Origin of the sequence: Arthrobacter sp. FW305-BF8 (assembly GCF_021789315.1) — a bacterium.
Classification (GTDB): Bacteria; Actinomycetota; Actinomycetes; order Actinomycetales; family Micrococcaceae; genus Arthrobacter.
In genome coordinates this window covers 1001431-1027386 of sequence record NZ_CP084561.1, presented here as the reverse complement: position 1 = coordinate 1027386, position 25956 = coordinate 1001431, and the positions used below count along the sequence as shown (strand labels likewise).

The window sequence follows — 25956 nt, the reverse complement described above, 5'->3', positions numbered from 1 at the left end:
AATTCTTTTCGTGTGGCTAGGGCTGAAAGCCTGCCAGCGGGCTGGCGGCGCAGGCGGATACCGGCGGCGCCGAGACGTCGGGTCTGGTGAGGCTGAGCTGGACCATGACGGGCTGTACTCGTTTCGGCAGCGACGAGCGCGAATGGTCCTGGCTGGGCTGCGGCCTGCTGCGGTCCCCGGCCAGCGCCTGTTCGCCGTAGCCCTGGACACATTCCGGGTCCGGACCATCCAGCGGCAGCCCCGTGAAGAACTTAGCGGCCATGCATCCGCCCCGACAGCTGTCGAAGAAGGCACACTTGGTGCAAGCCCCAGAGGTCTGCGGTGAGCGGAGCTCGCTGAATAGTGAGGAATGGCGCCAGACATGCTTGAATCCCCCCTCATCTAGTACGTTTCCGGCAAGGAAGGTCTCGTGGATAGCGAAGGGGCAAGCGTAGACATCACCTACCGGGTCAATGAGGCACACGACTCGTCCGGCGCCGCAAAGGTTAAGGCCAGGCAGGCTCTCGCCGAATGGAGCCAAATGGAAGAAGGAATCGCCGGTGAGGACATTTTCACCATTGGCAATCAGCCAATCGTAGATGGTCCGTTGCTGCTCGGGCAGCGGATGGAGCTCGTCCCAAACGTCCGCGCCCCGGCCGGAGGGGCGGAGACGGGTCAGGCGCAGCGTCGCACCGTGTTCATCCGCGATTCGTTTGAATTCATCTAGCTGTCCGACGTTTTGCCGGGTAACCACGACCGAGACCTTGGCGTCCTCGAACCCAGCCTCCTTGAGGTTCTTCAGGGCACGGATTGCCGTGTCGTAGGATCCCGGGCCTCGCACGTAGTCGTTAACTTCGGCGGTGGCGCCATCGAGCGATATCTGTACGTCCACATAGGGAGTGGAGGCCAGGAAAGCGGCTTTCTCCTGGTCGATGCGGATGCCGTTGGTGGAAAATTTCACGCCGACCTGATGATCGACGGCGTACTGAAGCAGATGCCAAAAGTCCGGCCGCACTGTCGGTTCGCCACCACCGATGTTCACGTAGAAGACCTGCATCCGTTGCAGCTCATCGATCACGGCCTCGCACTGCTGCGTGGTCAGCTCCCGAGGGTCCCTTCTACCCGACGAGGACAGGCAGTGCACACAGGCCAGATTGCAGGCATACGTAAGTTCCCAGGTGAGGCAGATGGGGGCGTCCAGCCCGAATTCGAACTGGTCCACCAAGGACCCGCCGGAAGGGCGTGCCAGCGGAGTGCTGATGCTGTCAATCATTGCTAATTCCCTTCGCGTACGCGGATCATGTCGGTTGCTGCCAGACTGCGCAGGGCCGTGAGATAGGTCCCCCATTGCCGTTCGGGAACGCCGGCCTGAACCAGTGCGTCACGTACCGTTGCGCTCTCTTCCAGCGATTGAACTACTTTGACCAGTTCGGGTTTCTTGAGGAAGGTCAGCTTGCGGTTTCCGAAGTGATAGGCCATCGCACCGAACGGCTCTGGCCTAAGGGCGACGGCCGGCGACACCGCCCAAGCCTCGCCGAGCATGTGCTCTGTGCTGGTTGTTTCCACGGTCGGTCCTCTGGACTTCAGTAGACGCCACACATGCCGTCGATGGACACATCCTCGACAAGGTCTTCGACCACAAGTTCCACTTCTTCGGTCTGGGCACGGTCAAGGTTCGGGTTCACGAATTCCATCATTTCTCCTCGGTGAAATGTCTCCAGGTAGTTCCCGGAGATGTACGAATCAGAATAATGGCACTCAGCGCCAAAAAGATAGAGGTGGGTGAAGAGACTGCTAAATTGTTCTCACGATGACCGTATTCACGAACCGCTCTCCCGGCCGTAAGGCCGTAACGGACCATGCGTCCATCGAGCGGGCTGCCTTCAAGTTGTTTGAGGAGCAGGGCTTTGACGAGACCACAATGGAGCAGATTGCTAAAGCGGTCGGAGTGGGGCGCCGCACACTATTCCGGTATTTCCCGTCCAAGAACGACATTCCATGGGGCCAGTTCGATCAAAGCCTTCGTGACTTTGCCGCGCAGTTGGCCAGCGTCCCTTCCGAGGTCCCGATAGCAGAGGCAGTGCACCGTTGCGTGGTGGCCTTTAATCGCTTCGACGAGCAGTCTCTGCCTCAGCACCGCATTAGGATGAGGCTGATCTTGGGCACGCCAACGCTGCAGGCCCACTCGGCTCTTCGCTACGAGGCCTGGAGGGGTGTCATCGAGGACTATGTGGCGGACCGGCTCGGCACGAGTTCCGATGCGCTTGTCCCACGCTTGGCCGGGCACGTGAGCCTTGCCCTGGCAGTCTCATCTTATGAGCAATGGCTCCTAGAACCAGGCAGTGACCTGACCGTCATCCTTCAGATGGAAATGGATGCCTTGCGTTCATACCTTCAGTAACTGACTGCAGAACGCGGGGACGGTGAGGGGGAGGACTCTGTACGGCGGAGGCATCATCGGCAGCGGGATGCAGGACGGTCCGACGCGTCCGGCACGTATCAGGGTGAAAGGGCAAGGGGAACGCTAGGGTGCTCGCCATGTTCGGTTGCCCGATTTGCTGTTTTTTCTACTGGGCTGGTTCCACTTTCCCGGTTGAGGGATGAGAAACACCCATCCTGTTCGTGGGTGGTCAGAAGGCGCGGCTGCCGGGTCCGGAAGTGGCCGCGACATCTCCCCCGCCATGGACGCCCCCTTGACGAAAGCCCACTTATCGACTCTTCTATGTCTGTCAAGCCGCGTTCTTTGTTGCAGATGAGGCATTGAGCGTCCGATAGATGCGGCGGGCCATGTAGCGCTTGATGCAGCGGCGGATTTCCTTGTCCGTACGACCTTCAGCGCGTCGCTTTTCCACGTACTCACGCGTTTGGGCGTCATAGGTCATCCTGGTCACCGCGACCATGTGCAGTGCGCTGTTCAGCGCCCTATCGCCACCCCGGTTTAGCCGATGCCGGACGGTGTTCCCGGAAGAGGCCGGTATGGGGTTCACCCCGGCCAGTGAGGCGAAAGCCGCCTCGTTACGAACCCTGCCTTCGTGTGACCATGCGGTGAGACACTTCGCGGCGCTGATCGCCCCGAACCCTTTCTCTTCCAGCAGGGGCGCGGCCTCGCTGACCTTGACCAGCTCGTCCAGCTGTTTCTCATTGGCCATGAGCTGCTCGTCCAGTTCGAGGATGTGTTTAGCCAAGCGAATGGCCTCGGTCCGGGCGACGGACAGGGACAGTTCTTCCTCGCGGGGCCGCCACCGAGAGATGTCCGAAATCTGGGAGGCGGTAAGGGACTTGCGGGCATCGACGCCCAGGTTGTTGCTGCGTACCAGGGCGTTGAGCGCGTTGACCGACCGTGTGCGGTCGGCGCTCATGGCCCCGCGGGCGGTGGTCAAGATCCGCACTGCTTGGCGGATCCCGTCATTGAGCCGGGGACGGCGCAGCTTCTCGACGGGCAGCGGCAGCGTTGCGGCCGCGATCCGGTGGGCGTCCAGGGCATCGGTTTTACCCACGCCACGGCGGTTCTTGGCATCCATGCGTGGCGCCTCGGCGACAGGATAACCATGTGCGGCCACTGTGCCGGCCAGGATCGCCCCGTAAGTCGCGGCACCTTCGATGACCCAGAGGGTGTCAGCATCCGCGCCGGTGCGGCGGGCTATCCAGTTGATGGCCCGGTTGATTCCGGCCGCATTGGTAGGGAATGCCCGGCTGTCCAATAGGGCACCGGTGGTGGCTGCGAGGATCGCGTAGACATGGTTGCGGGCGTGCGTATCGACACCCACGACAAATGGGTGGGAATGAGCGACGATGGACATGGCGGTCATGACACCTTTCCAAGAGTGATGGACATGGTTCAACGGGCCGTCAACGGCCGGTACCAGCCCGGGTAGGAGTCACATCGGAACAGCACTGTGATGGGTCACGCCCCGCCACGGGGTGGACAATCTTCTGATCAAGCTACCGAGGTGGACCGGACGGTACCGGCCGCCACCCCAAAAGATGGACAAGTCCACAGCAAGACACTCAAAAACGTCAATGATTGTATGAGCCACATCTTCGGGGGCGGGGCGGCTAGTAGCCATCCTGCCAGCCAGTCCCGGACCAGCCACGATCAAGACTCACAGGCGTTTAAGAGTCGCCGAGGGAGCGGCCAGCTTGCCGACAATTCGCGTGCTCTTTGCGCAACTCAGCTCACTTTGTAGACGTGTGGCTTCATGCGGCGTCCGATGCTGTTCGCCTGCGCGGTAGAACCCTCGTGCCAGCGTATCAAGCCTTCGCCCTGATCCAGGTGGGCGGCTAGCTACCTTCTTCCCATACTCGGCCTCGTCCTCACTGCGATCGTGCACGGGATGGGAAGGCGGTACTCAGTTGGCCCCAGTCCTGGAGTCCTTCCCAACCCGAATCCGGTATACGGGCTTCGCACTGGCGATGGAACTCATCGTATCCGTGATCGCCGGGCCACCTCCCCCTACATCCCACAGTGGCTCGTCCGCGCCACGGAAATGTTTACTCGCCCGCATGGCTCATGATGACGGTAGTAGTCCCCTCGGCGATGGGAGGCTTCTTCATCCGTAAAACTGGCGACCACCCCCGGAGTGACCATTCAAGGTGGCCACTATGGGTGAAGGCTGTTCAGATAGTCCCAAATTGCCAGGAAAGACCTCACCGCTTTCCCGCCCAGGGAAGTCGCCGCCAGGGAAGCCTCCGTCGCAGAGACCAGGCAGCAGAGTTCCCCCCCGTTACATTTATTCCGTCCCCGAAGGCCGGGGATTTGGTCGCTGGACCTGGTATGACTTTCTTGCCCTGTCATTGATGATCCGGGGGGTGTTGTCGCCAGGTTCGGAGACACGCGTTGACTGCTGATAGGGACACGGCCGGCTCCTTCCGCGGGGCCAGGTCTCTTTGTAACGTGGGTGCCAGCATCGGGTGTCGTGACTGCGGCCATGAGTGGTGCAAAGGAGCGCCGGATGGACGAAGGATACGAGGTCTACTGCGGGCTTGATGTCGGCAAGTCCGAGCATCACGCCGCCGCGTTGAACGCGGCCGGCGAACGGGTCTTCGACAAGCCGTTGCCGCAGGACGAGGCGCGGCTGCGCGAGCTTTTCACCGGCCTGCAGCAGCACGGCCGGGTGCTGGTGATCGTGGACCAGCCCAACACTATCGGCGCACTGCCGATAGCGGTGGCCCGGGACTGCGGCTGCACCGTTGCCTACCTGCCGGGCCTGGCGATGCGCAAAGCCGCTGACCTGTACCCGGGAAAGTCCAAGACGGACGCGCGGGATGCGTTCATCATCGCCGAGACGGCACGGGCGATGCCGCACACGCTGCGCGCCGTTGACCGGGACAGCGAGGTGCTCGCGGCGCTGAAGGTGCTCTCCGGATTCGACGCGGACCTGACCCATGAATGCACCAGGGCGATCAACCGGCTGCGGTCCCTGCTGCTGCAGATTTTCCCCGCCCTGGAGCGGGTCTTCCCGGGAACTGTGCTGACCCGGTCCCTGGTCCTGGAGCTGTTCATCAAGTACTCGGGGCCGACCGGCCTGCGGGCTGCCGGGCGGTCCAACGTGCTGCGCTGGACCAGGAACCACAGCCGGAAGGATCCGGTGAACTTGGTCGACGCGATCTTCATGGCTCTGAGCGAGCAGACGGTCACCGTGATCTGCACCGAAGCCGTAGAGCTGGTCATCCCCCGCGTCGCCGCCCAGATCAAGGAACTCAAACACCAGCGAGCCATCGTGGCCGAAGAAGTCGAAAAGCTCTTAGATGACTTCCCTCTTTCCCAGGTCTTGATGTCCATGCCGGGAGTCGGCATCAAGACCGCAGCGACGATACTCCTGACCATCGGCGACGCCGGCACGTTCACCTCTCCCGGGCACCTCGCGGCCTACGCCGGCATCGCCCCGGTCACACGCCGCTCCGGAACCTCGATACGCGGCGAATTCCCCGCACGATCAGGAAACAAACAACTCAAGAACGCCCTCTTCAGATCCGCCTGGATCGCCAGCTGCCACCACCCCGCTTCCAAGGCCTACTACCAAAAGAAACGAGCACAGGGAAAGAAACACAACGCCGCCGGCATCTGCCTGGCCCGGCGCCGCTGCGACGTCATCTACTCAATGCTCAGACACGGAACCCTCTACGAGGAAAAACCCGCCCAGGCCGCTTGACGAAAAGCATAGGGACACCCCCCCGCAAGTCGCTACGGGACTTCAACCTCGATCACCAACGCGGCCTCAAACGCGGCCCTATCCTGCACCTGGCCACCGGCGCGTTCCCAACTGAAGCGTCCACCATCATCCCGCACGGGCCTCCGGGCACCGGCCAAAAACACCACTTGACTGGTCTAGGACTATGGGCGACCCAACCCTGGTCACAGGGTCCTGTTAGCCACCGCTATCGATTTGTTCGCCCGGCTCCAAAGCGCCCACCAAAGTGGCAGGTTGCCTCGGGGCCTGGTCCGATTACGACGCAACGGTCGGATGACCGTCAATGAAGTCGGCTACATTCGGTTTCAGCGAAACGTCGTGGACCTGTTCTTCCAACTGGACTCACATCGCTAGAGCACCTCTCCTCACTGTTCGGGCGTCCTCCCGTGGTACGAATCAATGATGGTCATACCGGTGCCCCACGATTGGGAGTGGCTTCCGAGGCATCTTTCGCTCAGGCTGATCGTGTCGGTGTCCTAGGTCAGAGGCGGGCTGTTTGCTCAACGCGTCCATAACTACGAACTTGCATTTCGCATGTCGCATGCTTAGGCTGGGAAACATTCGGAATACGGGAGCGGCGCTCATCGTCGAGCAGCCATTGGCTCCCGGTTCCTCGTCCTGGTTAGGAGCCGCCATGTCACACATCACGGCAGATGCCTCGGTCCGCAATCGGCTGGCATCGATCGCGCACGCCGCCGATGACGGGCGCACCGAGGACTATGTTGCGATGTTCACCGCCGACGCGGTCTGGGAGATCCCGTCCGGCACCTACGTCGGCCACGACAAAATCCGTCAGGTCCTGGAGACCATCGCGCCTGCCCGGCCGCAGCGCCACGTAGTCGCGAACACAATAGTCGATGCTCAAGACGACCACCTGCACGCGGTGAGCGACTTCCTCTTCCTCGTCCACGAGCCCTCGGGCTGGGTCGTCGCGGCCGTCGGCCGCTACCATGACGAGTTCCGGGACGAGGACGGAACCTTGCGGCTGCGACGCAGGACTGTCCGCGACCAGACGCCTGTGGCCTATATGCCCACCAAGGTAGTCAACGACAATTTATCAAGCTGATTGTCACAGTTCTTGGATTGGATTGCTGTAAAATCCGCGCTTCCTGAGGCGGCCTGTCGATTGTTGGTGGCTTGCGAACGCGCTAGGGTGGCGGCGGTAGTGGGTCCGGTGGGCTGTCCTGTATCAGAGTAGCGGTGCCGTCGTGTACGGATGCCGGCGTGAACCCCACTTCAGACCCGGTGCAGGTGGTGGTTGTTGTGGTCGTAGAAGAACGACCATTTCACCCGCTGGAGTTCCCAGAACGCTTCGAATCCCTCGGGGTTGCAGGGTAGTTCAAGGTCTGGACCGGACTAAGGATATCGCGCCGCCTCAGCAGCCATCATTCTGGCCTTGGCCCACGAACAATTGGTCTCTCCGGTCGCGGCCACTCATGCGAGTGCCCGAGCAACCGGCAGTACCGCCGGACCCCCGTAACGGACCGCCGGCAGGGTTGCAATTACGCCGAGTCGGACGTCCCGTCGCCGCGTTTCGTAAGCCACTGAGGACCGTCAGACTCCGGCTCTTCTACCAGCGATGGTCGAAAAGTCAGCCATTTCGTGGGCTCGCGTCCAGCGCTCGTTGCAACACCTGAGTGATTGGGAGTTGCAATTGGGACGTATGAAAAGAACGCAGAGGGGCCCCTCCGAAGAACGCTGCCCGTGCTCACTCATGATCAGCTGATGAAACAGGGAATGGGCACGTCTGAAGCCTGCCGGATCGTGGGGGTCAGTCGCAGTTCCGGCACTCGCTGGCGGCACGGCCACGCGGCCATGTTAAAGTCCGGAGACGTCAAGAAGTACGCACCAAATTCGCGGCAGCGGCCCTCAGTGATCTCCGCCCGGTTTCTCTCCGAGTCGGAACGGATCACGATCCTGGATCTGTTGCATGCCCGGCGCAGCGTACGGGCCATTGCCAGGAGATTGAGCGGAGCCCGTCGACCGTGACCAGAACGGTGCGGCGGGCGGTGAGCAGGCGCAGATCGGTTCTGATCTGATCGGCGGACCGCATGGGCTGCCGATCGCTGCGCATCCGTGCCTGATCCGCGATGATTCTTGCGTCTTTGGTGCCGGTCTTGCCGTCACCGCGGTAGGTTGCTGCAGCGTGATGCATCCTCCGTTCCGGAATATCGAGCAGCTGCTGTCCGTGGCCGACTAGCAGCGCGATCAGCAAGCTGCGCCGCCGGAGTTCAGATCCGTAGCCCACACCACCTCACCGCCAGCAGCCAGGCCCAGTACCGCAGCAATGAGTTCCAGCAGTGCTATTTCGTCGTTCTCGACCCGCTTCGAGTGCAGCACGCGGTCGGTTCCAGCACTACGCAGTCGTGAGCACGCTTTCCTGAGTCGATCGCTGCCCATATCGTTGCCATCGTTTGCCCAGTCGCCTGGTTGTTCGCGGTGTTCCCCTTGGCTGACAGCCATGCCCGGCACGTCCTCATCAAACGATCCATTCGCGCGAGTCTCAATGAGCGGTCGAGCTGTTTAAAAGAGCAGTGGGCGGCCATTCCCAATGAACCGTCCCGCCGGCAGGGCGATCTCAGCCATACCCGCTGCCCTAAGGGAAGTGATCAGGACCCTACTCCAGCCCTAAAATCACCCACCCTTAGAACGTAACGAAGGTGATCTAATAGCTGGAAAGGCCAACTGCTCGGCCCTTGCCACGTTGGTCGAACGGACCCCGCAGTACATCATCCTCGTGCACCTGGCAGGCACCCGCGGAGTGAGAACCTGCGCGACCGGCTAGCAGAAACGATGAGCATTCTAGCGGCACATCTGCACCGTTCCCTCGCCTGGGACCAGGGCACCGACATGGCCTGCTTCCAGGGCTTCACGCAGCGCACTCTCACTCCCGTGTACTTCTGCGATCCTGCCTAGCCGTGGCAGCGCGGATCGAATGAGAGCATCAGTGGGCGGCTGCGGCAGTACTTTCCGAAGGGCACAGACCTGGGGCCCCCCACCGCCGAACACCTCGCTAGAGTTGCTCCACCACCGATAGATTCATAAACCCCTGCAACGACCACTGAAATTCGCCGCCGTCACAGTGGCTCACTTTTCGACCGTCACCGGCACTCGTCTGTGGGGGATCTGTAGCTGTCGCACTCCTGGCCGCGTCCGGAAGCGCGACAGCTTTTCCCAGGATCTCGACCAAGGCCTCCGGTTTCTCCAGCTTTTCCTTGAGCCGCTCGTTCTCAGTCCTGAGACTTTTTGAACTCATCCCTCTCATGGGCATTCGTCCATCCGCTTCGCTCTTTACGTCCGGAAAGAGTCAGTGCGGCCGGAGCCGCCCCTCATCCCGGGCAGCCAGCCAATCATGAAGCAGGCCGGAAAATCTCCGGCAAAAGTGTCTTTGCCCCTCGGCCCAGGCACCTGTTTTCCTCCTACAGCAGCTCCCACTTCTGCTGCGGACAACCTGTGAATGGGGTTCAGGCACTGGTTAAAGGCGGTACGCGGCCCGCGCCGCCCTCGCGAAGAGCCATTCCTTCTCTGAGAGCGAGTAAGAGGATGCAATCAGCTTGAAAGCATTCCAGAGAGTGACGTAGTCACAGAGTGCGCGGTCGACCGGGAAGTTGCTCTCGAACATGCACCGCTCTGGGCCAAAGGTATCGATGCAGAAGCGCACGTCGGACCCCCAATAGTCCTCGATCCGCTCTGCTGTCACCGGATTCCCGGCGAACAGCTCCGGTCCTGAGAAGGCGCGCATCCCGATTGCACCCAGCTTAAGGAAGACGTTGGGCCGCTGACTTGCCGCGATCATGTGCTCGCGCCACTCGCGGCGTACCTCGTCCCGGTGCCCGACATGCCGTCCGGTCGTCGCCGGTCCACCAAGGTGGTCCAGCACGATCGTGAGGTCGGGATTTGCTGACGCAAAATCTGTGAGCTCGGGCAATTGGTGGAAATTTAGCCAAGTGTCGAAGCTGAGACCTCGTCGCGTGAGCTCGGCGGCGCCGGCTCGAAAGCGCGAATCAAGGAGTAATCCCCCCGGCGGCCGACGATAGGTCGCGTAGACACCCGGATCCGGGTCCCAAGCAACCGAGTGCCTAATCCCTTTGAACCGCGGACCCGCCTCCTCCAGATGCGCCTCCAGCACCTCCTTCACGGATGTCCCCATCATCAGGTCCGCGAATCCAACGATGCCCTGACACAACCCATCGCGGAGTTCCATCGCCGCGATTGTCTCACTCTCCCCGACGGGCCTGAGATGGTCTGGGCCGTCATCGCGATAGAACGACGAGCACTCGACGTACACCGACCCGACAACACGGTGCCCGGAGGTCGCATCGCGACGGAGATCGGCGTAAGAGTACGGTGGGCAGTCGGGCAGTTGCGCGCCCTTCTCCGTCTGCTGTCCAGGCCCAGCTGCCATGGACACCACGGCCCCCGTGGGAGGCCAGAGATGGTGGTGCGGGTCGATGATCTCGAGCTCTGGGTCGAGAATCTCTATCTCCGTCGCGGTGCCCATTGCCACCTCATTGTGTGTCGTAGCCAATGCCGTAAACCGCCTCGATCCGTTACTTGAGCATGCATCCGGCATCGATGGGCAGCGCGACACCGGTGACGTACCGGGCCTCGTCAGATGCGAGCCACAGCACTGCATTGGAGATATCCTCTGGCTCGACCCACGGGATCGGCATCTCGTTGTCCGCCTGCGCGGCCGGAATCATGTCCTCGCTGGTTGGGTTCTCCAGGTCGGGTCGGAAAAGCTTGTAGAACGTCTCGTTGTGGAGGAGGTCGGTAGGCACCGCTGTCGGGTGGACAGTGTTCACGCGGATCCACTCGGAGGCAAGCTCCCGGGCGAAGGTGCGGGCGATGCCGACCACACCGTGCTTCGCAGCTACGTAGTGGCCCATGTTGGGAAACGCCTTGAGGCCACCAATGGAACTGGTCAGGATGATGGACCCACCCCGCTCGCCGGCCCGGATGTGCGGTAGGGCCGCCCTGACGGTGCGCCAAACGCCGGTGAGGTTGACATCGAGCATGTCGTTCCAGACATCCTCGGTGAACTCCTCTGCCCGCTTGGGCAGCGCCCCGATGCCGGCATTGCCAACCACGATGTCGAGCCTACCGAGTTCAGCCACCCCCTCGTCAACCGCCGCTTTGAGCCTTCCGAAGTCACGTACGTCCGCCTTCCTTGCGACGATGCGGCGACCGAGTGCGTCCACAGCCTTGACCGTCTGCTCCAGATCCGCCTCCGTCGCTCCCGGATAGGGCAGGTTCGGCTGGTCCTCGCACGCATCGATCGCGATGATGTCGGCGCCCTCCTCGGCGAGCCGGATCGCATGTGAGCGACCCTGCCCTCGCGCTGCACCGGTAATGAACGCGACCTTACCTTCAACTCGGCCCATCACTTAAACCCCTTTCCAATCGTGCTTCTTCGCATGTGAGATTGCATGTATTGTCATGTGCATTCGCCTTCCTCGGCAACGACATATCGCCACTGGCCGAAGCGTCCTAGCCCACGGTGCGATTGACTTGTGCACTGTTTCGTCGGATGTCTCCGGAGCCGAGCTCGATATGTCACGTTTTTTGTTGTGTTTCCGTCCAAGCCGGCGTTAGGACAAACCTCGCCCGCTCTCACTCGCCGAACGGAAGACGTCCTTGCCGCCGTCCTGCAAGTCGAACCATTCGTTACGCTCCTACGACCTGTCGCTTGAATTTCGGTCGTTGGAGCAAAAGTGCGCAGGTTTATGCGTTCTCTTTGCCGCCGATTCTTCCCACCAGTAGTGCTAGAAGAATGACCACGCCGTAGCAGGCGTCGATCCAGAAGGACGAAACTTGTGCAAGGGTCAGCACGTTCGTGATGCTGCCCAAGAGTAGGACGCCCATGAGAACCCCGAGGACAGTCCCCTTTCCACCGTTCAGGCTCACGCCGCCGATAACGACCGCTGCGAACGCGCTGAAGATTGTGTTGTTGCCCTGGCTGGCCGTTACCGCGCTGGTGATGCCTGAGGTCACGACCCCGGCGAGTGCGGCTAGCGCACCACCCACGACGTAGACGCCCAAACGAATGGCGTCAACGCGAATACCTGAAGCCCGTGCCGCGTTGAGATTTCCGCCAATCGCGTATATCGCCCTACCAGCCCGGTGGAAGCGAAGGAAGCCGCCGAGGATGAGCGCGAGGAACCCGACCAGCCAGACCGAGACGGGAATCCCGGCCCACTGCTCATTGCCTAGGTAGGTGAAGGGCTTTGGCAGAGGAGACAAGGTTTGGCCGTTGCTGAATCCCAGTGTCAGACCGCTGACGACAATGAGCATTGCCAAGGTGACCATGAAGCCGTTCAGTCCGATCTTGACCACCAGGAAACCGTTGAAGGCGCTGATAGCCGCCCCGATAACTAGGGCCAATACGAGGCCCAGGTACGGATTCAGCTCCAGACCGGTGCCTCCGAAGCTCACCGGTGTCATGAGGAGCGCAGCAACCATGGGTGCGAACCCGATCGTCGATTGCAATGACAGGTCGAAATTGGCGGTGAGCATGATCAGCATCACTCCGAGTGACAGGAGCGCCAACGGGGCCGAGCTGCTACCAATGTTCTGCACGATATTGGCCGGGGTGAGGAAGGTCGGGCTCACCAGGGCCCCTAGAACGAACGTCACCAGGATCGCAGGAAAGAGCAGCAGGTTCGCGGGTAGCTGCACACGCAATCCCCGCTTCGGCCGCGGTTCCGCCTGAACCTTACTCGAGTCCCGTTTTTTGGTCATTACATTCTCCACGATCATTTCCCTTCGCTCATTGCGGCCACGATGGCGGAGTCTCCATAACCGCCAGCGAGCTCATTGGTCAATCGACCCTTAACCATGACCAGAATCCGGCTGCAACGCTTTAACTCTTCTTCGTCGTCAGAGATGACCAGCGCTGCGGCGCCCCTGGCACATGCCTGCGCGACGGCACCAAATAACGACTCGCGAGAGGCGACGTCGACACCGGCGGTGGGGTTATCCAGCACGAGAACCTTTGGATTGGAAGCTACTGCCCGTCCAAGCGTTACCTTCTGCTGGTTGCCGCCGCTTAAACTCGAGACGGCTTGGGCCGGCGAGGATGCGACGATGCCCAGTCGGTCCGAGAGATCAGCGACCATGGCGTCGCTCCGGGCACCGTCAACCAGTCCATAACGGCTCAGATTGGGCAGGACTGCCATCGTTAGGTTATCGGCAATGCTCATGCCTGGAACGAAGCCGTCGAAGTGGCGATCCCCCGACACATACCCCACACCTGCCTTCAGCATTGTCCGAACCTTTGAAGGCCGGGCTCGCTGCCCCGCGACCTGGATCTGCCCCGACACCGCGGGAACGAGCCCGGCAAGCACCCTACCGACCTCCTGGTTGCCGCTGCCCCGTAAACCTGCCAGACCCACGCACTCGCCAGCACGGAGCTCGAAGCTCACCTCCTGCAGGCTGTCGGTCGTCAGTTTCTGCACGGACAGGGCGACTTCGTCGGATCCGCGCATGGGATCGTGGTGGAGCGTACGTCGCCCGATGATGCCGGCGCGCGAAACTTCCTCGCCGCTCATCGCTGCAGACAGGTCCGCCACAGTAGTATCGGCGGCCGGACGCGTCCAGACGTTCACACCGTTGCGCACCACGGTAATGTTGTCGCAAACCTCAAGGACTTCATCGAGGTGATGCGAAACGTAAACAAACGAGATACCCCGTGTACGCAACCGGTGAATATGCTCTATTAGCAGCTCGGCCTCCGCGCGTCCGACCTTGGCCGTCGGCTCGTCAAGAACGATTACCTTGGGGCCGAGCATCATGATCCGCAAGATCTCAAGTAGCTGCCGTTGTCCGATTGTCAGCCGTCCGGCAGGGATGTCGAGGTCGAAATCGACACCCCATTCCTCAAGAGCGACTGCTGCTTGTTCACGCATCGCCCGCCAGTCGACGATGCCGGCGCTCTTTACGACCGGCGCCCCGAGGAACAAGTTTTCCAATACTGACAGCTCATCCGCGATCATCGGCTTCTGGTACACCGTGCCGATATGACGGCGCCAGGAAGCAACATGACCTGGCTTGGGCGCTGGCGACCCATCGAACTGCACCTCGCCGTCTTGAGGGTGGAGGAGACCGCTGATGACGGCGACCAGCGTCGACTTCCCGGCTCCATTGCGACCCATCAGCCCGTGCACTTCCCCCTGTCGAACCGTCAGAGCGGCCCGGTCCAGGGCAAGGGTGGGTCCGAAGCGGACCGTGATGCCGCGGGCAACGAGTGCCGGGGCATCGACATTCTCAGATAGACGCATGCTTTCCTTTCCGTTCACCACACCGAGGGCGTCTCAGGTAGCCTCATCGGTTCGGATCACTTCTTCGCGGCGAGGTTGCCCCAGAGCGTGGACTCCTCGACGTTGTCCTTGGTCACGATGTCGCTCGGAATGAAGTTCACGAGCAGTCCATCGACCTCTTTGACCGGCCCGTGATCAGTCTCGCCGGGCTCCTGCTTCTGTCCGTCAAGCGCAGCCTGAATGTACTTCGCGCCAAACTCGGCGTAACGGTCCAGTGGCTGGGATATAGAGACGTCGAGATGACCGGCCCTAATGCCGGCTAGACCAGTCGGAGACCCGTCGATACTGGCCATGAAAATGTGCCCGGACTCGCCCGCCGGATGGGCCATACCCAGCCGCTCCAACACCGACCACACCGGCGTCAGGTAGAGCGTGTCAGTCGCTAAGTAGATCGCTTTTATCTTGGGGTGGGCGGTCAGGACCGTCTGCGCAATGCTTGCGGCCTTGGCCGGGTCCCAGTTGGCCACCTCGTCATACAGCGTCACGTTGGGGAAGCTCTGCTTCATACAGTTTAGGAAACCTTGCTGCCTCTGGATGCCGCTCGAGTTCTTTAGGCTACCGTTGATCATCAGAACCTCGCCTTGGCCCCCAATGCCTTCACCCAACGCCTTGCAGGCCTTGGCAGCCATATCGGTGTTGTCGGCTTGGATGACCATGTAGACGTCGCCACCGGCTGGAGCACTGTCGATTGCCACGACCGGGATGTTCCGACCGTTCGCGTAGCCGATTGCAGGAACAACTGACTTCGCATCGACGGCGTTGATCACCAGCCCCTTCGCTCCTGCTTGGATCATGGATTGGATGCCGGAGAACTGTTTTTGGGAGTCCTGGTTCGCGTTGTTCTCTACGGTCTTTAGCCCAATGTCCTTTGCGTTCTGAAGGAAGAGATTGCTCAGCGTCACCTGGAAGGGTTCGCTAAGTGAGACCTGGGAGTACCCCACGACCTTCTCACCGTCATTCGTGCCGCTGGCGTTGTTCCCGCAGCCAGTAATGGCTGTGACGGATAAGACCGCTCCACTGGCCAGCAGAGCTATCCGCCGCAGCGTCTTCAGTCGATTCATCTGATTCCACCTCTGTCATTCTTGAGCTTCTTTGCTCACCTAGACGTTGCTGTCTTAAAGCACGCGTGCGAAACGCCGCCCTTTACCTGACAGCACGGCCTAACTAAAGGCCGCACTTTAATTCTTGAACTGACTGGCGGGTCGTACAGGGTTCATCCCCTGCCCGCCCCAGCCCAGCGGGTTTCACTCCGGGACTGTCACTCGCGCCGTAGGCTCGGGCCCCTGCCGCTTCGAAAAGCACCCTTGCTAGGCTCACTCTTAGTCAGGACATCCGACTCGAACGTTTTTATTTACGCACGGTCATACGATATGTCGAAGGAGCTTGTTGTGTCAAGACTCACATTCATCCTGCACGTCCGGCCCTCCAGGGCCTTCTCCCACGAACATTAACAACGCGCGGAAGGTGACACCCAAGGAAAGAAGGAAGGAACGAAGCGTGCTTTTCTCCTGGTGTGTCAGCAGCTGACGCCCACTGGGAAAGGCTTCCGAGAACGCTTGCTGGCGCAGGCCCGTTTCGGCGCGACAGGCACTTCCCCATTTCGCGCAAAGAGTTCGTTAGGCCCTGCGGCCTGATCGGAGTTACGGTCCCGCCGGGCTCCGCCGAGGGGGTCGGGCGCGCGAGGTTAACGGCAGAAATGAGCTAAGGCGTGGCATCGCAGGCCCATGTGAATCTTGACACAACGAATTCCTTCGACATATCGTCTCACCGTGCGTAAATAAAAACGGAGGACCCGGATGTCCCGGACAATGGCGAGCTTTGACAAGCTTGGCTCAGCTCTGGTTTCGAACCCACCACCGACCGCCGAGGACGCTTTGGGATGAACGCCACCCGTCTCCGGCTGCCGCGACGACTCGAGAATGTTCGGCCGCGAGCCTCCCACGCACTCCACACACTCGTTCTGCGCTAGACCGGCAGCAAGGTCCACCAGCGCTATCAGATCTTCGGAAGGATGACGCGCATGAACGTCGCCAGTTCGATCCCCTCTACCATCCAGCGGTTGACCTCGGTTGACAAGTTTCTCATTGGAGGCCAATGGGTCACCCCTTCTTCCCGTGAGCGGTTTCCGGTTATTGACTCCGGAACCGAACAGGAACTGATGCGGGTTGCCGTCGCGAATGCAGGCGATATGTCACGTGCGATTTCGGCTGCCCGTGAGGCCTTCGACAAGGGGCCCTGGCCACGCCTCAGCCATGCGCAGCGGGCGGAATACCTTAGGGCCATCGCGAACGGTATCAGGGCGAGGGCAGACGACTTCAGCCAAATGTGGCCGCGTGAGTCCGGAGTGCTGTACGCCGAGGCTTCGGCGCTGACGCCGGCCTACGCCGACACCTTCGACTATTACGCCGGGCTCGCCGACACATTCGACTTCGAGAGGCCGGCGACTCCGACGGCCGGGGGGAACTTTGGACTGCTGGTCCGGGAGCCGGTCGGTGTGGTCGGCGCCATCACGGCTTGGAATGGACCGCTGGCACAGATCACATACAAGGTCGCTCCAGCGCTCTTGGCTGGCTGCACCGTCATCTTGAAGCCCTCTCCCGAGGCTCCCGGTGAGGCCCACATTTTCGGGCAGATCCTTCTGGAGATCGGGCTGCCCGCGGGCGTGGTTAACATTGTCCCGGCCGACCGTGAGGTCTCCGAGCTTCTTGTGCGGGACCCACGGGTCGACAAGATCACATTCACGGGGTCCACTGCGGCGGGACGTCGCATCGCCTCGCTCGCTGGCGAGCGGGTGGCCCGAGTCACCCTGGAACTCGGCGGCAAGTCAGCGGCGGTCGTGCTCGACGACGCAGACGTCGAGGCTACGGCGGCCACCCTCGCCGCCGGAGGATGCTTCAACACCGGACAGGTGTGTTCGTCATTGACCCGGGTGATCGTCAGCCGAGGGCGCCACGACGCTCTGGTCGAGGCGTTGGCCGACGCCTACTCGAAGATCCGTGTGGGTGATCCATTTGACCCCACCACTGAAATGGGCCCGCTCGCGGCCGAGCACCAACGCGACAGGGTCGAGTCCTACATATCGGCTGGGCGGCAGGAGGGTGCCACGGTCGCGACGGGTGGGGGACGGCCGAGCTACCTGAACGCAGGCTGGTACGTGGAGCCAACCGTCTTCGCCGGTGTGGACAATTCCATGAGGATCGCGCAGGAGGAGATCTTCGGACCCGTCGTGAGCGTCATCCCTGCCCCGGATGACCGCACAGCCATCGACATCGCAAATGACACCATCTATGGTCTCAACGCCTCCGTGTTCACGCCCGATGTGGACCGTGCACGAGAGGTCGCAGGCCAGCTTCGCTCGGGCACAGTGGGCCACAATGCATTCCGAACAGATTTTGGTATCGCATTCGGTGGCTTTAAGCAGTCCGGCATCGGCCGCGAGGGTGGGGTCGAAGGCCTGCTGCCGTTTCTTGAAACAAAGACCATGATCTTCAACGACGCTCCACGCAACTATAGAAGCTGATGAGTGGCGCCTGCGCCCGGGAACTGTCCCTGCTGAAGTCGAACCATCCGAACGCCTCGGCGTGTCCCGCACGCCGGTTCAGGAGCCCCTGAGCCGCTGACGGCGGAAGGGCTGACGACGGCGGCAGGCGGCCTGGGCGTCTTCGTCACCGACATCTCGCTGGACAGTGTCGAGGAGCTGTTTGAGCTGCGTGAACCGCTGGAAGTAAAGGCTGCCGCACTGGCCGCCGAGCGAGGTGAACGTGGCTTCTTCGCCGACCTCCATGCAAAGCTGTTGGCGGCGCCCCGAACTGCTCGACGACGACACTGCCCGGCACGACTACTACGCGCTGGTCAGACGCTTAGATGAGGCATCGACGCGGCCATCTCCGACTCCTACGTGGCGTAGGCCATGAGGAGCCTGCGCGTCCATCTAGTCCGGGTCCGCAGGCTGGCCGACGACCACCAGGCCCGGCTCACGGCGGCCGCAGCAGAACATGCCGCAATCGCCGAAGGCAATTCAAGGCTTGCCGAGGCGGCCACCACCGTCCACCTGCACCTCACTCTTTCCCACCTCAAAGCCACCCACACGCCACATTAAGAAGGAGCCCCATGGTTAAGGAACACCACGTCCGCGTATACAAGAGCGAGGAAAACCTCGCCCGCGAGGACCAGCTCGCCCACAAGATCGCCGTTGTGGCAGCGGACCCGGTCGAGGTCACCGACGACGTCACGGACATGGTGATCAACCGGATCATTGACAACGCCTCCGTGGCCATCGCCTCGCTGAACCGCGCCCCGATCGTCGCGGCCCGCGCACAGGCCCTCACTCATGGCCCGTCCAGCGGCGGTAAAGGGTCCAAGGTCTTCGGCATCGGGGAGCGGGTCTCCCCGGAGTGGGCGGCGTGGGCCAACGGTGTGGCGGTGCGTGAGCTGGATTATCACGACACCTTCCTGGCCGCGGACTACTCGCACCCGGGGGACAACATTCCGCCGATCCTCGCTGTTGCCCAGCATGTGGGCTCCAGCGGCAGGGATCTGATCCGGGGCATCGCCACAGGTTATGAGATCCAGGTGAATCTGGTGAAGGCGATCTGCCTGCACAAGCACAAGATCGACCACGTGGCCCACCTGGGTCCCGCCGCGGCGGCCGGCATCGGCACGCTGCTGGGGCTGGACGTGGAAACGATCTTCCAGTCTGTGGGCCAGGCCCTGCACACCACGACGGCCACCCGGCAGTCGCGCAAGGGCGAGATCTCCACGTGGAAGGCGCACGCACCGGCCTTCGCCGGGAAAATGGCCGTGGAGGCGGTGGACAGGTCCACGCGCGGACAGACCTCCCCGGTGCCGATTTACGAAGGTGAGGACGGCGTCATCGCTTGGCTGCTCGATGGCCCGGACGCCTCCTACGAGGTCCCGCTGCCCACGCCCGGTGAGGCCAAGCGCGCCATCATGGACACCTACACCAAGGAACACTCGGCGGAGTACCAGGCGCAGGCGTGGATCGACCTCGCCCGCAAGCTGAACAGGGAGCACCCCGAGGCCACCGATCCGGCGAACGTGAAGTCTGTCCTGATCAAGACGAGTCACCATACCCACTACGTGATCGGCTCCGGCGCCAACGATCCCCAGAAGTACAGCCCCACAGCATCCCGTGAGACCCTGGACCACTCCATCCCGTACATCTTCACCGTCGCCTTGCAGGACGGGGCCTGGCACCACGTCGATTCCTACTCCCCCGAACGTGCCACCCAGCCGGACACGGTGGAGCTGTGGCAGAAGGTGTCCACGGTGGAGGACCCGGAGTGGACCCGCCGGTACCACTCGCTGGACATCTCCGAGAAGGCCTTCGGCGGCTCCGTGGAAATCACCCTCACCGACGGCACCGTCATCCGCGACGAGATCGCCGTGGCCGACGCCCACCCCCTCGGCGCCCGCCCGTTCACCCGCGAGCAGTACGTCAACAAGTTCCGCACGCTGGCTGCCGGGCTGGTGACGGACGATGAAATCGAAAGGTTCCTTGCCGCCGTCGAACGCCTCCCGGAACTCGCGGCAGGCGAGCTGGACCAGCTCAATATCACCGCCGCCCCCGGCGTCATCGACCTCTCGGCAGCACCGAAGGGGCTGTTCTAAATGCTGTACTCAAAAATCACCGCCGAACAGAAGCGCATTTACCTGCGGAAAATCCTCGCCTCCGGAACCATCCAGCAGTTCCCCGGAGCGTTCAACCCGCTCTCCGCCCGGCTGATCGAGGAGAAGGGCTTCGCCGGGGTGTACATCTCCGGCGCCGTCCTGGCCAACGACCTTGGCCTGCCGGACATCGGCCTGACCACGCTCACCGAGGTGGCCACCCGGGCAGGGCAGATCGCCCGCATGACCGACCTGCCCTGCATCGTCGACGCCGACACCGGCTTCGGCGAACCCATGAACGTGGCCCGCAGCGTACAGGAACTGGAAAACGCCGGGCTCGCCGGCTGCCACATCGAGGACCAGTTCAACCCCAAGCGCTGCGGCCACCTCGACGGCAAGAACGTCGTGGACCTGGACACCGCCACCAAACGGATCCGCGCCGCAGCGGATGCACGGCGCGACCCGAACTTCCTCATCATGGCGCGCACCGACATCCGCGCAGTGGACGGACTCCAAGCCGTAAAAGACCGCGCGAGGGCACTGGTCGATGCCGGAGCCGACGCGATCTTCCCTGAGGCCCTGCGTGACCTGCACGAGTTCCGTGCCATTCGGGACGCCGTGGACGTACCGATCCTGGCCAACATGACCGAGTTCGGCAAGAGCGACCTCTTCACTGTAGAACAACTCCAGGCAGTCGGCGTGAACATGGTGATTTATCCCGTCACCCTACTCCGTAGTGCCATGGGGGCCGCTGAGCGCGTTTTGGACACGCTCAAGAGCCTGGGAACCCAGCAGGTACGTGTGCCTGAAATGCTCACCCGGGCCCGCCTCTATGACCTCGTTGACTACGAGGCCTACAACAAGTTCGATTCCGGCATCTTCAACTTTCAGATCTCCGATATGCACTAATACCAGCTGCAACGAAGGAATTCGGCGTGGCTGACACAGAACAAAAAGGCCTCGCAGGCGCCGTAGCGGACTACACTGGCGGTTCAACGGTCAACGCAGAAACAAGTTCACTGCTATACGGTGGGTTTCCGGTCCCAGGAGCTGGCTGCCAAATGTAGCTTCGAGGAGGTCCCTACCTGCTCTGGAACGGCGAACTGCCGACGCAGGACCAACTTGCCGAGTTCATCGCCCGCGAAAGGGCAGGCCGGCTGCTCGACCCTGCACTCAAGGCCATCATCGGCGCCCTGCCCGTGGACGCCCATCCGATGGACGTCTGCCGCACGGCGGCCTCGGTGCTGGGAGCCCGGCACGAATTGGCAGAGGATTCCTCGCCCGACGCCAACCTGAAGAAAGCAATCGGCCCTGTGGTCGGCTATGTCGGCCGTCGTGGCCTACGACCAGCGCCCCCGGCGCGGCCTGGGCGTCGTGGGACCCCCGGACCTCGGCTACTCGGCCAACCTCCTATGGATGGCCTTGGACGAAGACCCCGTGGACGAAGTGGTGGATGCCTTCAACGTTTCGATGATCCTCTACGCCGAGCACTCCCCTAACGCCTCAACTTTCACCGGCCGGATGGTCACCTCGCCCCTCTCCGACCTCCACTCGTCTGCCATCGGAGCCCCCGAAGGCCCTCTGCTCTGCGGAGCCAACGAAACCGTCATGCATATCTTCGACGAAATCGGCATCCGCAGCGAAGAGCCCTGGAAGAAGCCGCGGCAGAGCCAGGACTTGGCGGAAGACGCCCTGGCACGGAAGAGGAAGGTCATGGGTTTCGGCCACCGCGTCTACAAGCACGGCGACTCCGGGGTTACCACCCTGAAGGCAGCCCTGGACAAGATGATCACCCACTAACGCCGAGCCGAACTCCTAAGCCTGTACGCCGGCCTCGAGCAGGCCCCGGACGAGGCAGGCCCAACCTCGACTACCCCTCCGGACCCACCTACCACCTCATGGGCTTCGGCACCCCGGCTTTTACACCCCATCTTCGTGGCCAGCCGCATCACCGGCTGGACTGCACACATCGTGGAGCAGCCAGCATCCAACTCGCTGATCCGCCCGCTCAGCGAAAATAACGGGCACGAGCAGCTTCCCTGCAACCGGCAGTTTGACTGCCCAAGATCCATCGGTGAGGCGTCGGATGATCACCCGGATCATCAATCAATCGCAACGCTTACGGCGCCTCACGGCAGGCTCGCCGGGTGACGCGACAGAGCTGAGCAGCTAATCGAATCCCTGCATTGAAGAGCAAAGGATGGACCTTCATCTGCAACCAGATTGGCGACGTGCCTTGGGAGGCGAGTGGGATTGGGAAATACGGGAAGGAACGGTGAGGCCGCCATGCCGACAGTTCGTCGTTTCCACTTCTCCTCATTGAGCCGGTCTCCTCGTCGAGCTGGTTGATTCAATGAGAGGCCTTGACGAGTGCCGTGCCCTAACACCTAGGGCGCTCTTTTAGCATGGACGTCTGTTCATTTTCTGACGGGAAGACAAGGGAAGCCTAATTTTGCTTCGGCCTTCAGTGAACTAGCGATCGGGTCCGCGGTTGTGGGCGGCCACTCGCGTTGAGTGGGCATGAGGCCACAATTTTTTTGACAAGCTCGCTTCTTCTCAAAGGAGACGTATGACCGGAACCATGACGGAGTCAGCCTCAATTTACTCCCCCGGTAGAGGAACCGGGCGCTTCGGCTACGTCGACGTCGGCCACGAAGTCGAGCTAAAAATGCTCTTGTTCTTCACCCGGGTACACCTCGAGGACGGTCCCGGCCGCCCCGTGCGCCGCTTCCTGCCCGAGCCGCTCCAGCTCGCTTGGGACTGCAACATTCAACCCCGGCAAGTTGTTCGACCTCCCTATCCCGGTAACAGGCACCCGAGTGCTACAAAGCCCTGGACGAGCGGCGCGCGACCAAGGTGCTACTCACTCATAACCCACACCAGCCGGAGGGAACGGGCCGCCCATGGGGCATCCTCGATTTCTTACGACAACGCGTCCGGTATCGGATTCAACCATTCAGCACCGACGGCAAGTTTGAAACAACATAGGAACAACACAATGAGTGACCTGCAAACCGCAGACACCTAGAGATTCGGGCTCGCGCCCGGAATGTGCCAGCTTTGATCGACAGCGCCTCGACGCGAAAACCACTGCCGCACGGTCAATCAGAATTTCCGTCTCCAGTCAGTTAAAGTTGCCGCTTACACGGCACCACCGTCGCCATCACCACGCCCTGCAGTTTCTTCCCATGCTTCTGCTTGGCCCCTACGCAGGGGTCCTCGCGGACCGGCGCCGAAAACGCGTGATCCTGCTTTGGACGCAGACGGCAATGGGCCTGTGCGGACTGGTCCGTCGGGCTCCTGGTGGTGACCGGAGCGGCGCAACTGTGGCCGGTGTACAAAGCCGCCTTCTGTCTTGGGCTGGCCAGCGCCATTAACGGGCCGGCACGCCAGTTCTTCGTCTCCGAACTCGTGGGACAGGACCATATCGCCAATGCGGGTCCCTTAACTCCGCATCCTTCAACACCGCCAGGCTCACAGGACCGGCGATCGCAGGCGTGCTCATTGCCCCGGTGGGCACCGACCCCGTTTTCCTACTCAACGCCGCCAGCTTCGCGCCGTCATGGTCTCGCTGGCCGCCCGGATCCGCGCATCGGAGCTGATCCCGGCCGCGCCAGCCGTCCGCAGCAAGCACCTGGTTGCCGAGGGTCTGGGTTGTGTCCGTCGGCGTCCGGATCTCGTGCTGATCCTCATCCTGGTAGGCGAGAATTTGCTGCCACAATGTCAGCGGGCTGCTCGGGACGGCCACGACCACTGCCCCGTTAGGAGCACGACGGCGCCGCCGGCGGCCACTGACCGTTCACTGGGCCGGCACGAACGCTACATCACGGCATTTTTGTTGGGCTGCCGGACTTCATAATCGTGCCCGTCAGGAAAGTCCGCCGCCAGGCAGCAGCCTGCCCCACTCTGTAATCGGGCCGTTTCTATGGGGCAGGCTGCGTTCATAAACCTTCGGTCGGTTCAGCCTCCCACCAGCCGAGCCATGGAGTTGCCGTGACTTGGCCGTTCGGGAATCCGGCGAAGTTTGAGTTGTCGTTGGGTTGCGGGTAGTTGGCGGCCACTGGTCTCAGGTCTGGCTGGGCGCCCTGCCGCGGATCCATCGGTACAGCTGAACTCATCGTCTCTCCTTTGAAACGGTTGGCCGAGCAATTATTTCGCGTGACCGGTTTACCATGCAGTGGCGATTCTGCGGTGCTGTTGGACTGGAAGGTCGACAGCGCCGTCCCCTGCGTTTGGATCCCGACGAAGTATGTCGGGAGCGTCTCAGACGTGGGCTGGGGACGAGAGGGACGCCGCCGTCTGACGAACGCTCTTGGCGATCTGGTCCATGTTTTCTTCCATGCGGGACTTGGGCCCGACGAGGGCTATGGCGAGTGTTGCGGGCGCCGTCCCGTTCACGATTGGGCTGGCGATGCTGATGTGATCGGCGATCGACTCCCCGATGTTGAAGCCGGTGTTCGTCTCGCGCACCTTCGACAGTTCATCGAGTACCTGCTCCCGGGCTACGGGAAGCGTCTTGTTTCGACGAAGGTAGGTTTCGAGACGTTCGGGCGACATGGCTGCCAGGAAGCACTTGCCGCTGCTCCTGGGCCAGAGCGGCAATCTCTCATTCAGGGTCGGAGAAGCGCGGATGAAGGTTCGCGACTCCACGCTGTCAATATAGACGACCGAGTCCCCGACAAGGGTCGCCAGCATGGAGGTTTCACCCCATGTTTGAGTCAATTCCTCCAGTGCATGGTGGTAGACGGCGGGAAGGGCGCTCGGGCCGGCGGCCAGGAGCATCGAAACCGCGGAGCCCACGAAGTACCGGCCCCTATCCTCACGAAAGTAGCCCGTTGCAACCAGTCCCTTTGCCAGGCCATGCACCGAGGACTTGGGCGCCCCGATCATCGAAGCCAGCTCACCGAGGGTCAGCCCTTGCGAGTTGCTGGCCAGAACCAGTTCGAGGAGCGACATCACCCGAGCAACGGTTCGGTGCTCCGCGGCCGGGAGTGCACCACCACCAATATTCCGCACCAGCAGCCTCCTTAGAATGATTGATGTCCACGATTACAGGCTGGGTGCCGGAATCATGGGTCGGGCGGAGCGTGCGGCATGTGTCGCGCGCTCATGGGCTGAAAGATGCGCCCGGGATCGGGAAGGTATCTCGACGCTGACGGGGATATCTGCCGGCAGCATCCGCATCAGATCCGCCAGTGGCAGATCGCCTTCGCCTGGATACAGACGGTTTTGCCGTGCTTCCTCGATGAGGTCCGCGGGCGCGGTCTGTGGAGCATCGCACAGCTGCACGCAGGCCAGCAGCGCCGGGTCGACCGCTGCTACGGCATCGACCGTCCCACCGGACCGAAAGAGATGAAGGGCATCAATAGTGATGGCCAGGTTGGGTGAGCCGGTCGCGGTCACGATCCGCACCGCGTCTTGCAGGGTGCTGATGCCCCGAAAAGCCATGAACTCCAGCATTACCCCCATGCCGTGCCGTTCGGCGGTCTCGCAGAGCTCAGCAAGACGACCCACGAGGCCGGGCTCATCCTCCGTTCGATAGTCCTGCCGCGACTCGGAGGTCGCGGCAAGCCAGCGGGCTCCGAGTCCGCCCGCGAATTCGAGCGCCGCGTCGATGGGGACCAGGTCCATGCGAGGCGAGACCCGCACCACTTCGATGTCCAGGACCTCAAGCTGGGTGTCCTCAAGACGATGCTTGATGTCCCGCTGAAGGCTCTTATCCGCCATGACGTCAACGTCTGACGGCAGAGAGGGAAAGAGCCGAAGACCCACACTGTCGAATCCGGCCTTATGTGCGGCATCGATCTGCTCGAGCGGCGAACACGGCAGAACGGTCATGG

Annotated in this window: 20 protein-coding genes and 4 pseudogenes; 12 read left to right on the top strand and 12 right to left on the bottom strand. The window is 61.9% G+C overall.

The features are described from left to right. Positions 1 to 16 precede the first annotated feature (16 nt). From mftC to mftA, 3 genes are read right to left on the bottom strand one after another with little or no spacing between them, the layout of a single operon-like run. Complete coding sequence (gene mftC / locus LFT45_RS04645) at positions 17 to 1252, bottom strand: mycofactocin radical SAM maturase (RefSeq protein WP_236807036.1); 1236 nt, start codon at positions 1250 to 1252, stop codon at positions 17 to 19. 2 nt (positions 1253 to 1254) lie between these two features. Then, on the bottom strand, positions 1255 to 1545 hold the full coding sequence (gene mftB / locus LFT45_RS04640; protein WP_236807035.1) for a mycofactocin biosynthesis chaperone MftB: 291 nt from the start codon (positions 1543 to 1545) through the stop codon (positions 1255 to 1257). Positions 1546 to 1562: 17 nt separating this feature from the next. After that, a complete protein-coding gene (gene mftA, locus LFT45_RS04635) occupies positions 1563 to 1676 on the bottom strand; it encodes a mycofactocin precursor MftA (RefSeq protein ID WP_236807034.1) in 114 nt (37 codons plus the stop codon). A 113-nt stretch (positions 1677 to 1789) separates the two neighbouring features. Here mftA and mftR point away from each other — a divergent pair, with 113 nt between their 5' ends. After that, positions 1790 to 2380, top strand: a complete 591-nt coding sequence (gene mftR, locus LFT45_RS04630) for a mycofactocin system transcriptional regulator (RefSeq protein WP_236807033.1) — start codon at positions 1790 to 1792, stop codon at positions 2378 to 2380. Positions 2381 to 2708: 328 nt separating this feature from the next. Here mftR and LFT45_RS04625 read toward each other — a convergent pair whose 3' ends face one another. Continuing rightward, the gene (locus LFT45_RS04625) at positions 2709 to 3788 is read right to left on the bottom strand and encodes an IS110 family transposase (RefSeq protein WP_236807032.1); all 1080 of its coding nucleotides are present in this window, start codon (positions 3786 to 3788) and stop codon (positions 2709 to 2711) included. Between the two features lie 1143 nt (positions 3789 to 4931). Here LFT45_RS04625 and LFT45_RS04620 point away from each other — a divergent pair. The 3 genes from LFT45_RS04620 to LFT45_RS04615 all read left to right on the top strand — a co-directional run bounded on the left by LFT45_RS04620 (position 4932) and on the right by LFT45_RS04615 (position 7236). Next, the gene (locus LFT45_RS04620; protein WP_236807031.1) at positions 4932 to 6131 is read left to right on the top strand and encodes an IS110 family transposase; all 1200 of its coding nucleotides are present in this window, start codon (positions 4932 to 4934) and stop codon (positions 6129 to 6131) included. A 234-nt stretch (positions 6132 to 6365) separates the two neighbouring features. Further along, positions 6366 to 6524 carry a hypothetical protein gene (locus LFT45_RS23450; protein WP_442863595.1) on the top strand — a complete coding sequence of 53 codons (159 nt, stop codon included), beginning with the start codon at positions 6366 to 6368 and terminating at the stop codon, positions 6522 to 6524. A gap of 280 nt (positions 6525 to 6804) precedes the next feature. Then, positions 6805 to 7236 carry a nuclear transport factor 2 family protein gene (locus LFT45_RS04615; RefSeq protein ID WP_236807029.1) on the top strand — a complete coding sequence of 144 codons (432 nt, stop codon included), beginning with the start codon at positions 6805 to 6807 and terminating at the stop codon, positions 7234 to 7236. Positions 7237 to 8133: 897 nt separating this feature from the next. Here LFT45_RS04615 and LFT45_RS04610 read toward each other — a convergent pair. After that, positions 8134 to 8581: pseudogene (locus LFT45_RS04610) on the bottom strand (IS110 family transposase); the annotation flags it as partial. Between the two features lie 382 nt (positions 8582 to 8963). Here LFT45_RS04610 and LFT45_RS23260 point away from each other — a divergent pair. Continuing rightward, positions 8964 to 9086, top strand: coding sequence for a hypothetical protein (locus LFT45_RS23260; RefSeq protein ID WP_272912745.1), 123 nt, complete (start codon positions 8964 to 8966; stop codon positions 9084 to 9086). A gap of 559 nt (positions 9087 to 9645) precedes the next feature. Here LFT45_RS23260 and LFT45_RS04605 read toward each other — a convergent pair. The 5 genes from LFT45_RS04605 to LFT45_RS04585 form a co-directional block, all read right to left on the bottom strand. Beyond that, a complete protein-coding gene (locus LFT45_RS04605; RefSeq protein WP_236807028.1) occupies positions 9646 to 10671 on the bottom strand; it encodes an amidohydrolase family protein in 1026 nt (341 codons plus the stop codon). Between the two features lie 49 nt (positions 10672 to 10720). Next, on the bottom strand, positions 10721 to 11554 hold the full coding sequence (locus LFT45_RS04600; RefSeq protein ID WP_236807026.1) for a mycofactocin-coupled SDR family oxidoreductase: 834 nt from the start codon (positions 11552 to 11554) through the stop codon (positions 10721 to 10723). Between the two features lie 340 nt (positions 11555 to 11894). Beyond that, complete coding sequence (locus LFT45_RS04595; protein WP_236807024.1) at positions 11895 to 12911, bottom strand: ABC transporter permease; 1017 nt, start codon at positions 12909 to 12911, stop codon at positions 11895 to 11897. 14 nt (positions 12912 to 12925) lie between these two features. Then, complete coding sequence (locus tag LFT45_RS04590) at positions 12926 to 14449, bottom strand: sugar ABC transporter ATP-binding protein (RefSeq protein ID WP_236807023.1); 1524 nt, start codon at positions 14447 to 14449, stop codon at positions 12926 to 12928. A gap of 56 nt (positions 14450 to 14505) precedes the next feature. After that, positions 14506 to 15549, bottom strand: a complete 1044-nt coding sequence (locus LFT45_RS04585) for a sugar ABC transporter substrate-binding protein (RefSeq protein WP_236807022.1) — start codon at positions 15547 to 15549, stop codon at positions 14506 to 14508. Between the two features lie 959 nt (positions 15550 to 16508). Here LFT45_RS04585 and LFT45_RS04580 point away from each other — a divergent pair. From LFT45_RS04580 to LFT45_RS23335, 7 genes and pseudogenes are all read left to right on the top strand, one after another. Next, a complete protein-coding gene (locus LFT45_RS04580; RefSeq protein ID WP_236807021.1) occupies positions 16509 to 18008 on the top strand; it encodes an aldehyde dehydrogenase in 1500 nt (499 codons plus the stop codon). Next, a pseudogene (locus tag LFT45_RS04575) lies at positions 17998 to 18606 on the top strand (GntR family transcriptional regulator). The gene LFT45_RS04580 and the pseudogene LFT45_RS04575 overlap by 11 nt, the downstream one beginning before the upstream one ends. Beyond that, positions 18599 to 20119: an MmgE/PrpD family protein gene (locus LFT45_RS04570; RefSeq protein ID WP_236807020.1), complete on the top strand. Its 1521-nt coding sequence runs from the start codon at positions 18599 to 18601 to the stop codon at positions 20117 to 20119. The pseudogene LFT45_RS04575 and the gene LFT45_RS04570 overlap by 8 nt, the downstream one beginning before the upstream one ends. Beyond that, positions 20120 to 21025: a methylisocitrate lyase gene (prpB, locus tag LFT45_RS04565; RefSeq protein ID WP_236807019.1), complete on the top strand. Its 906-nt coding sequence runs from the start codon at positions 20120 to 20122 to the stop codon at positions 21023 to 21025. Positions 21026 to 21201: 176 nt separating this feature from the next. Further along, positions 21202 to 21357, top strand: a pseudogene (locus LFT45_RS23255) (citrate/2-methylcitrate synthase); the annotation flags it as partial. Between the two features lie 82 nt (positions 21358 to 21439). Continuing rightward, a pseudogene (locus tag LFT45_RS04560) lies at positions 21440 to 22267 on the top strand (citrate/2-methylcitrate synthase). A 1337-nt stretch (positions 22268 to 23604) separates the two neighbouring features. After that, positions 23605 to 23718, top strand: coding sequence for a hypothetical protein (locus LFT45_RS23335; RefSeq protein ID WP_336885611.1), 114 nt, complete (start codon positions 23605 to 23607; stop codon positions 23716 to 23718). 661 nt (positions 23719 to 24379) lie between these two features. Here LFT45_RS23335 and LFT45_RS04545 read toward each other — a convergent pair. Further along, positions 24380 to 25132: an IclR family transcriptional regulator gene (locus tag LFT45_RS04545; RefSeq protein WP_236807017.1), complete on the bottom strand. Its 753-nt coding sequence runs from the start codon at positions 25130 to 25132 to the stop codon at positions 24380 to 24382. Between the two features lie 33 nt (positions 25133 to 25165). Further along, a complete protein-coding gene (locus tag LFT45_RS04540; protein WP_236806979.1) occupies positions 25166 to 25954 on the bottom strand; it encodes a sugar phosphate isomerase/epimerase family protein in 789 nt (262 codons plus the stop codon). Between the last annotated feature and the right edge of the window lie 2 nt (positions 25955 to 25956).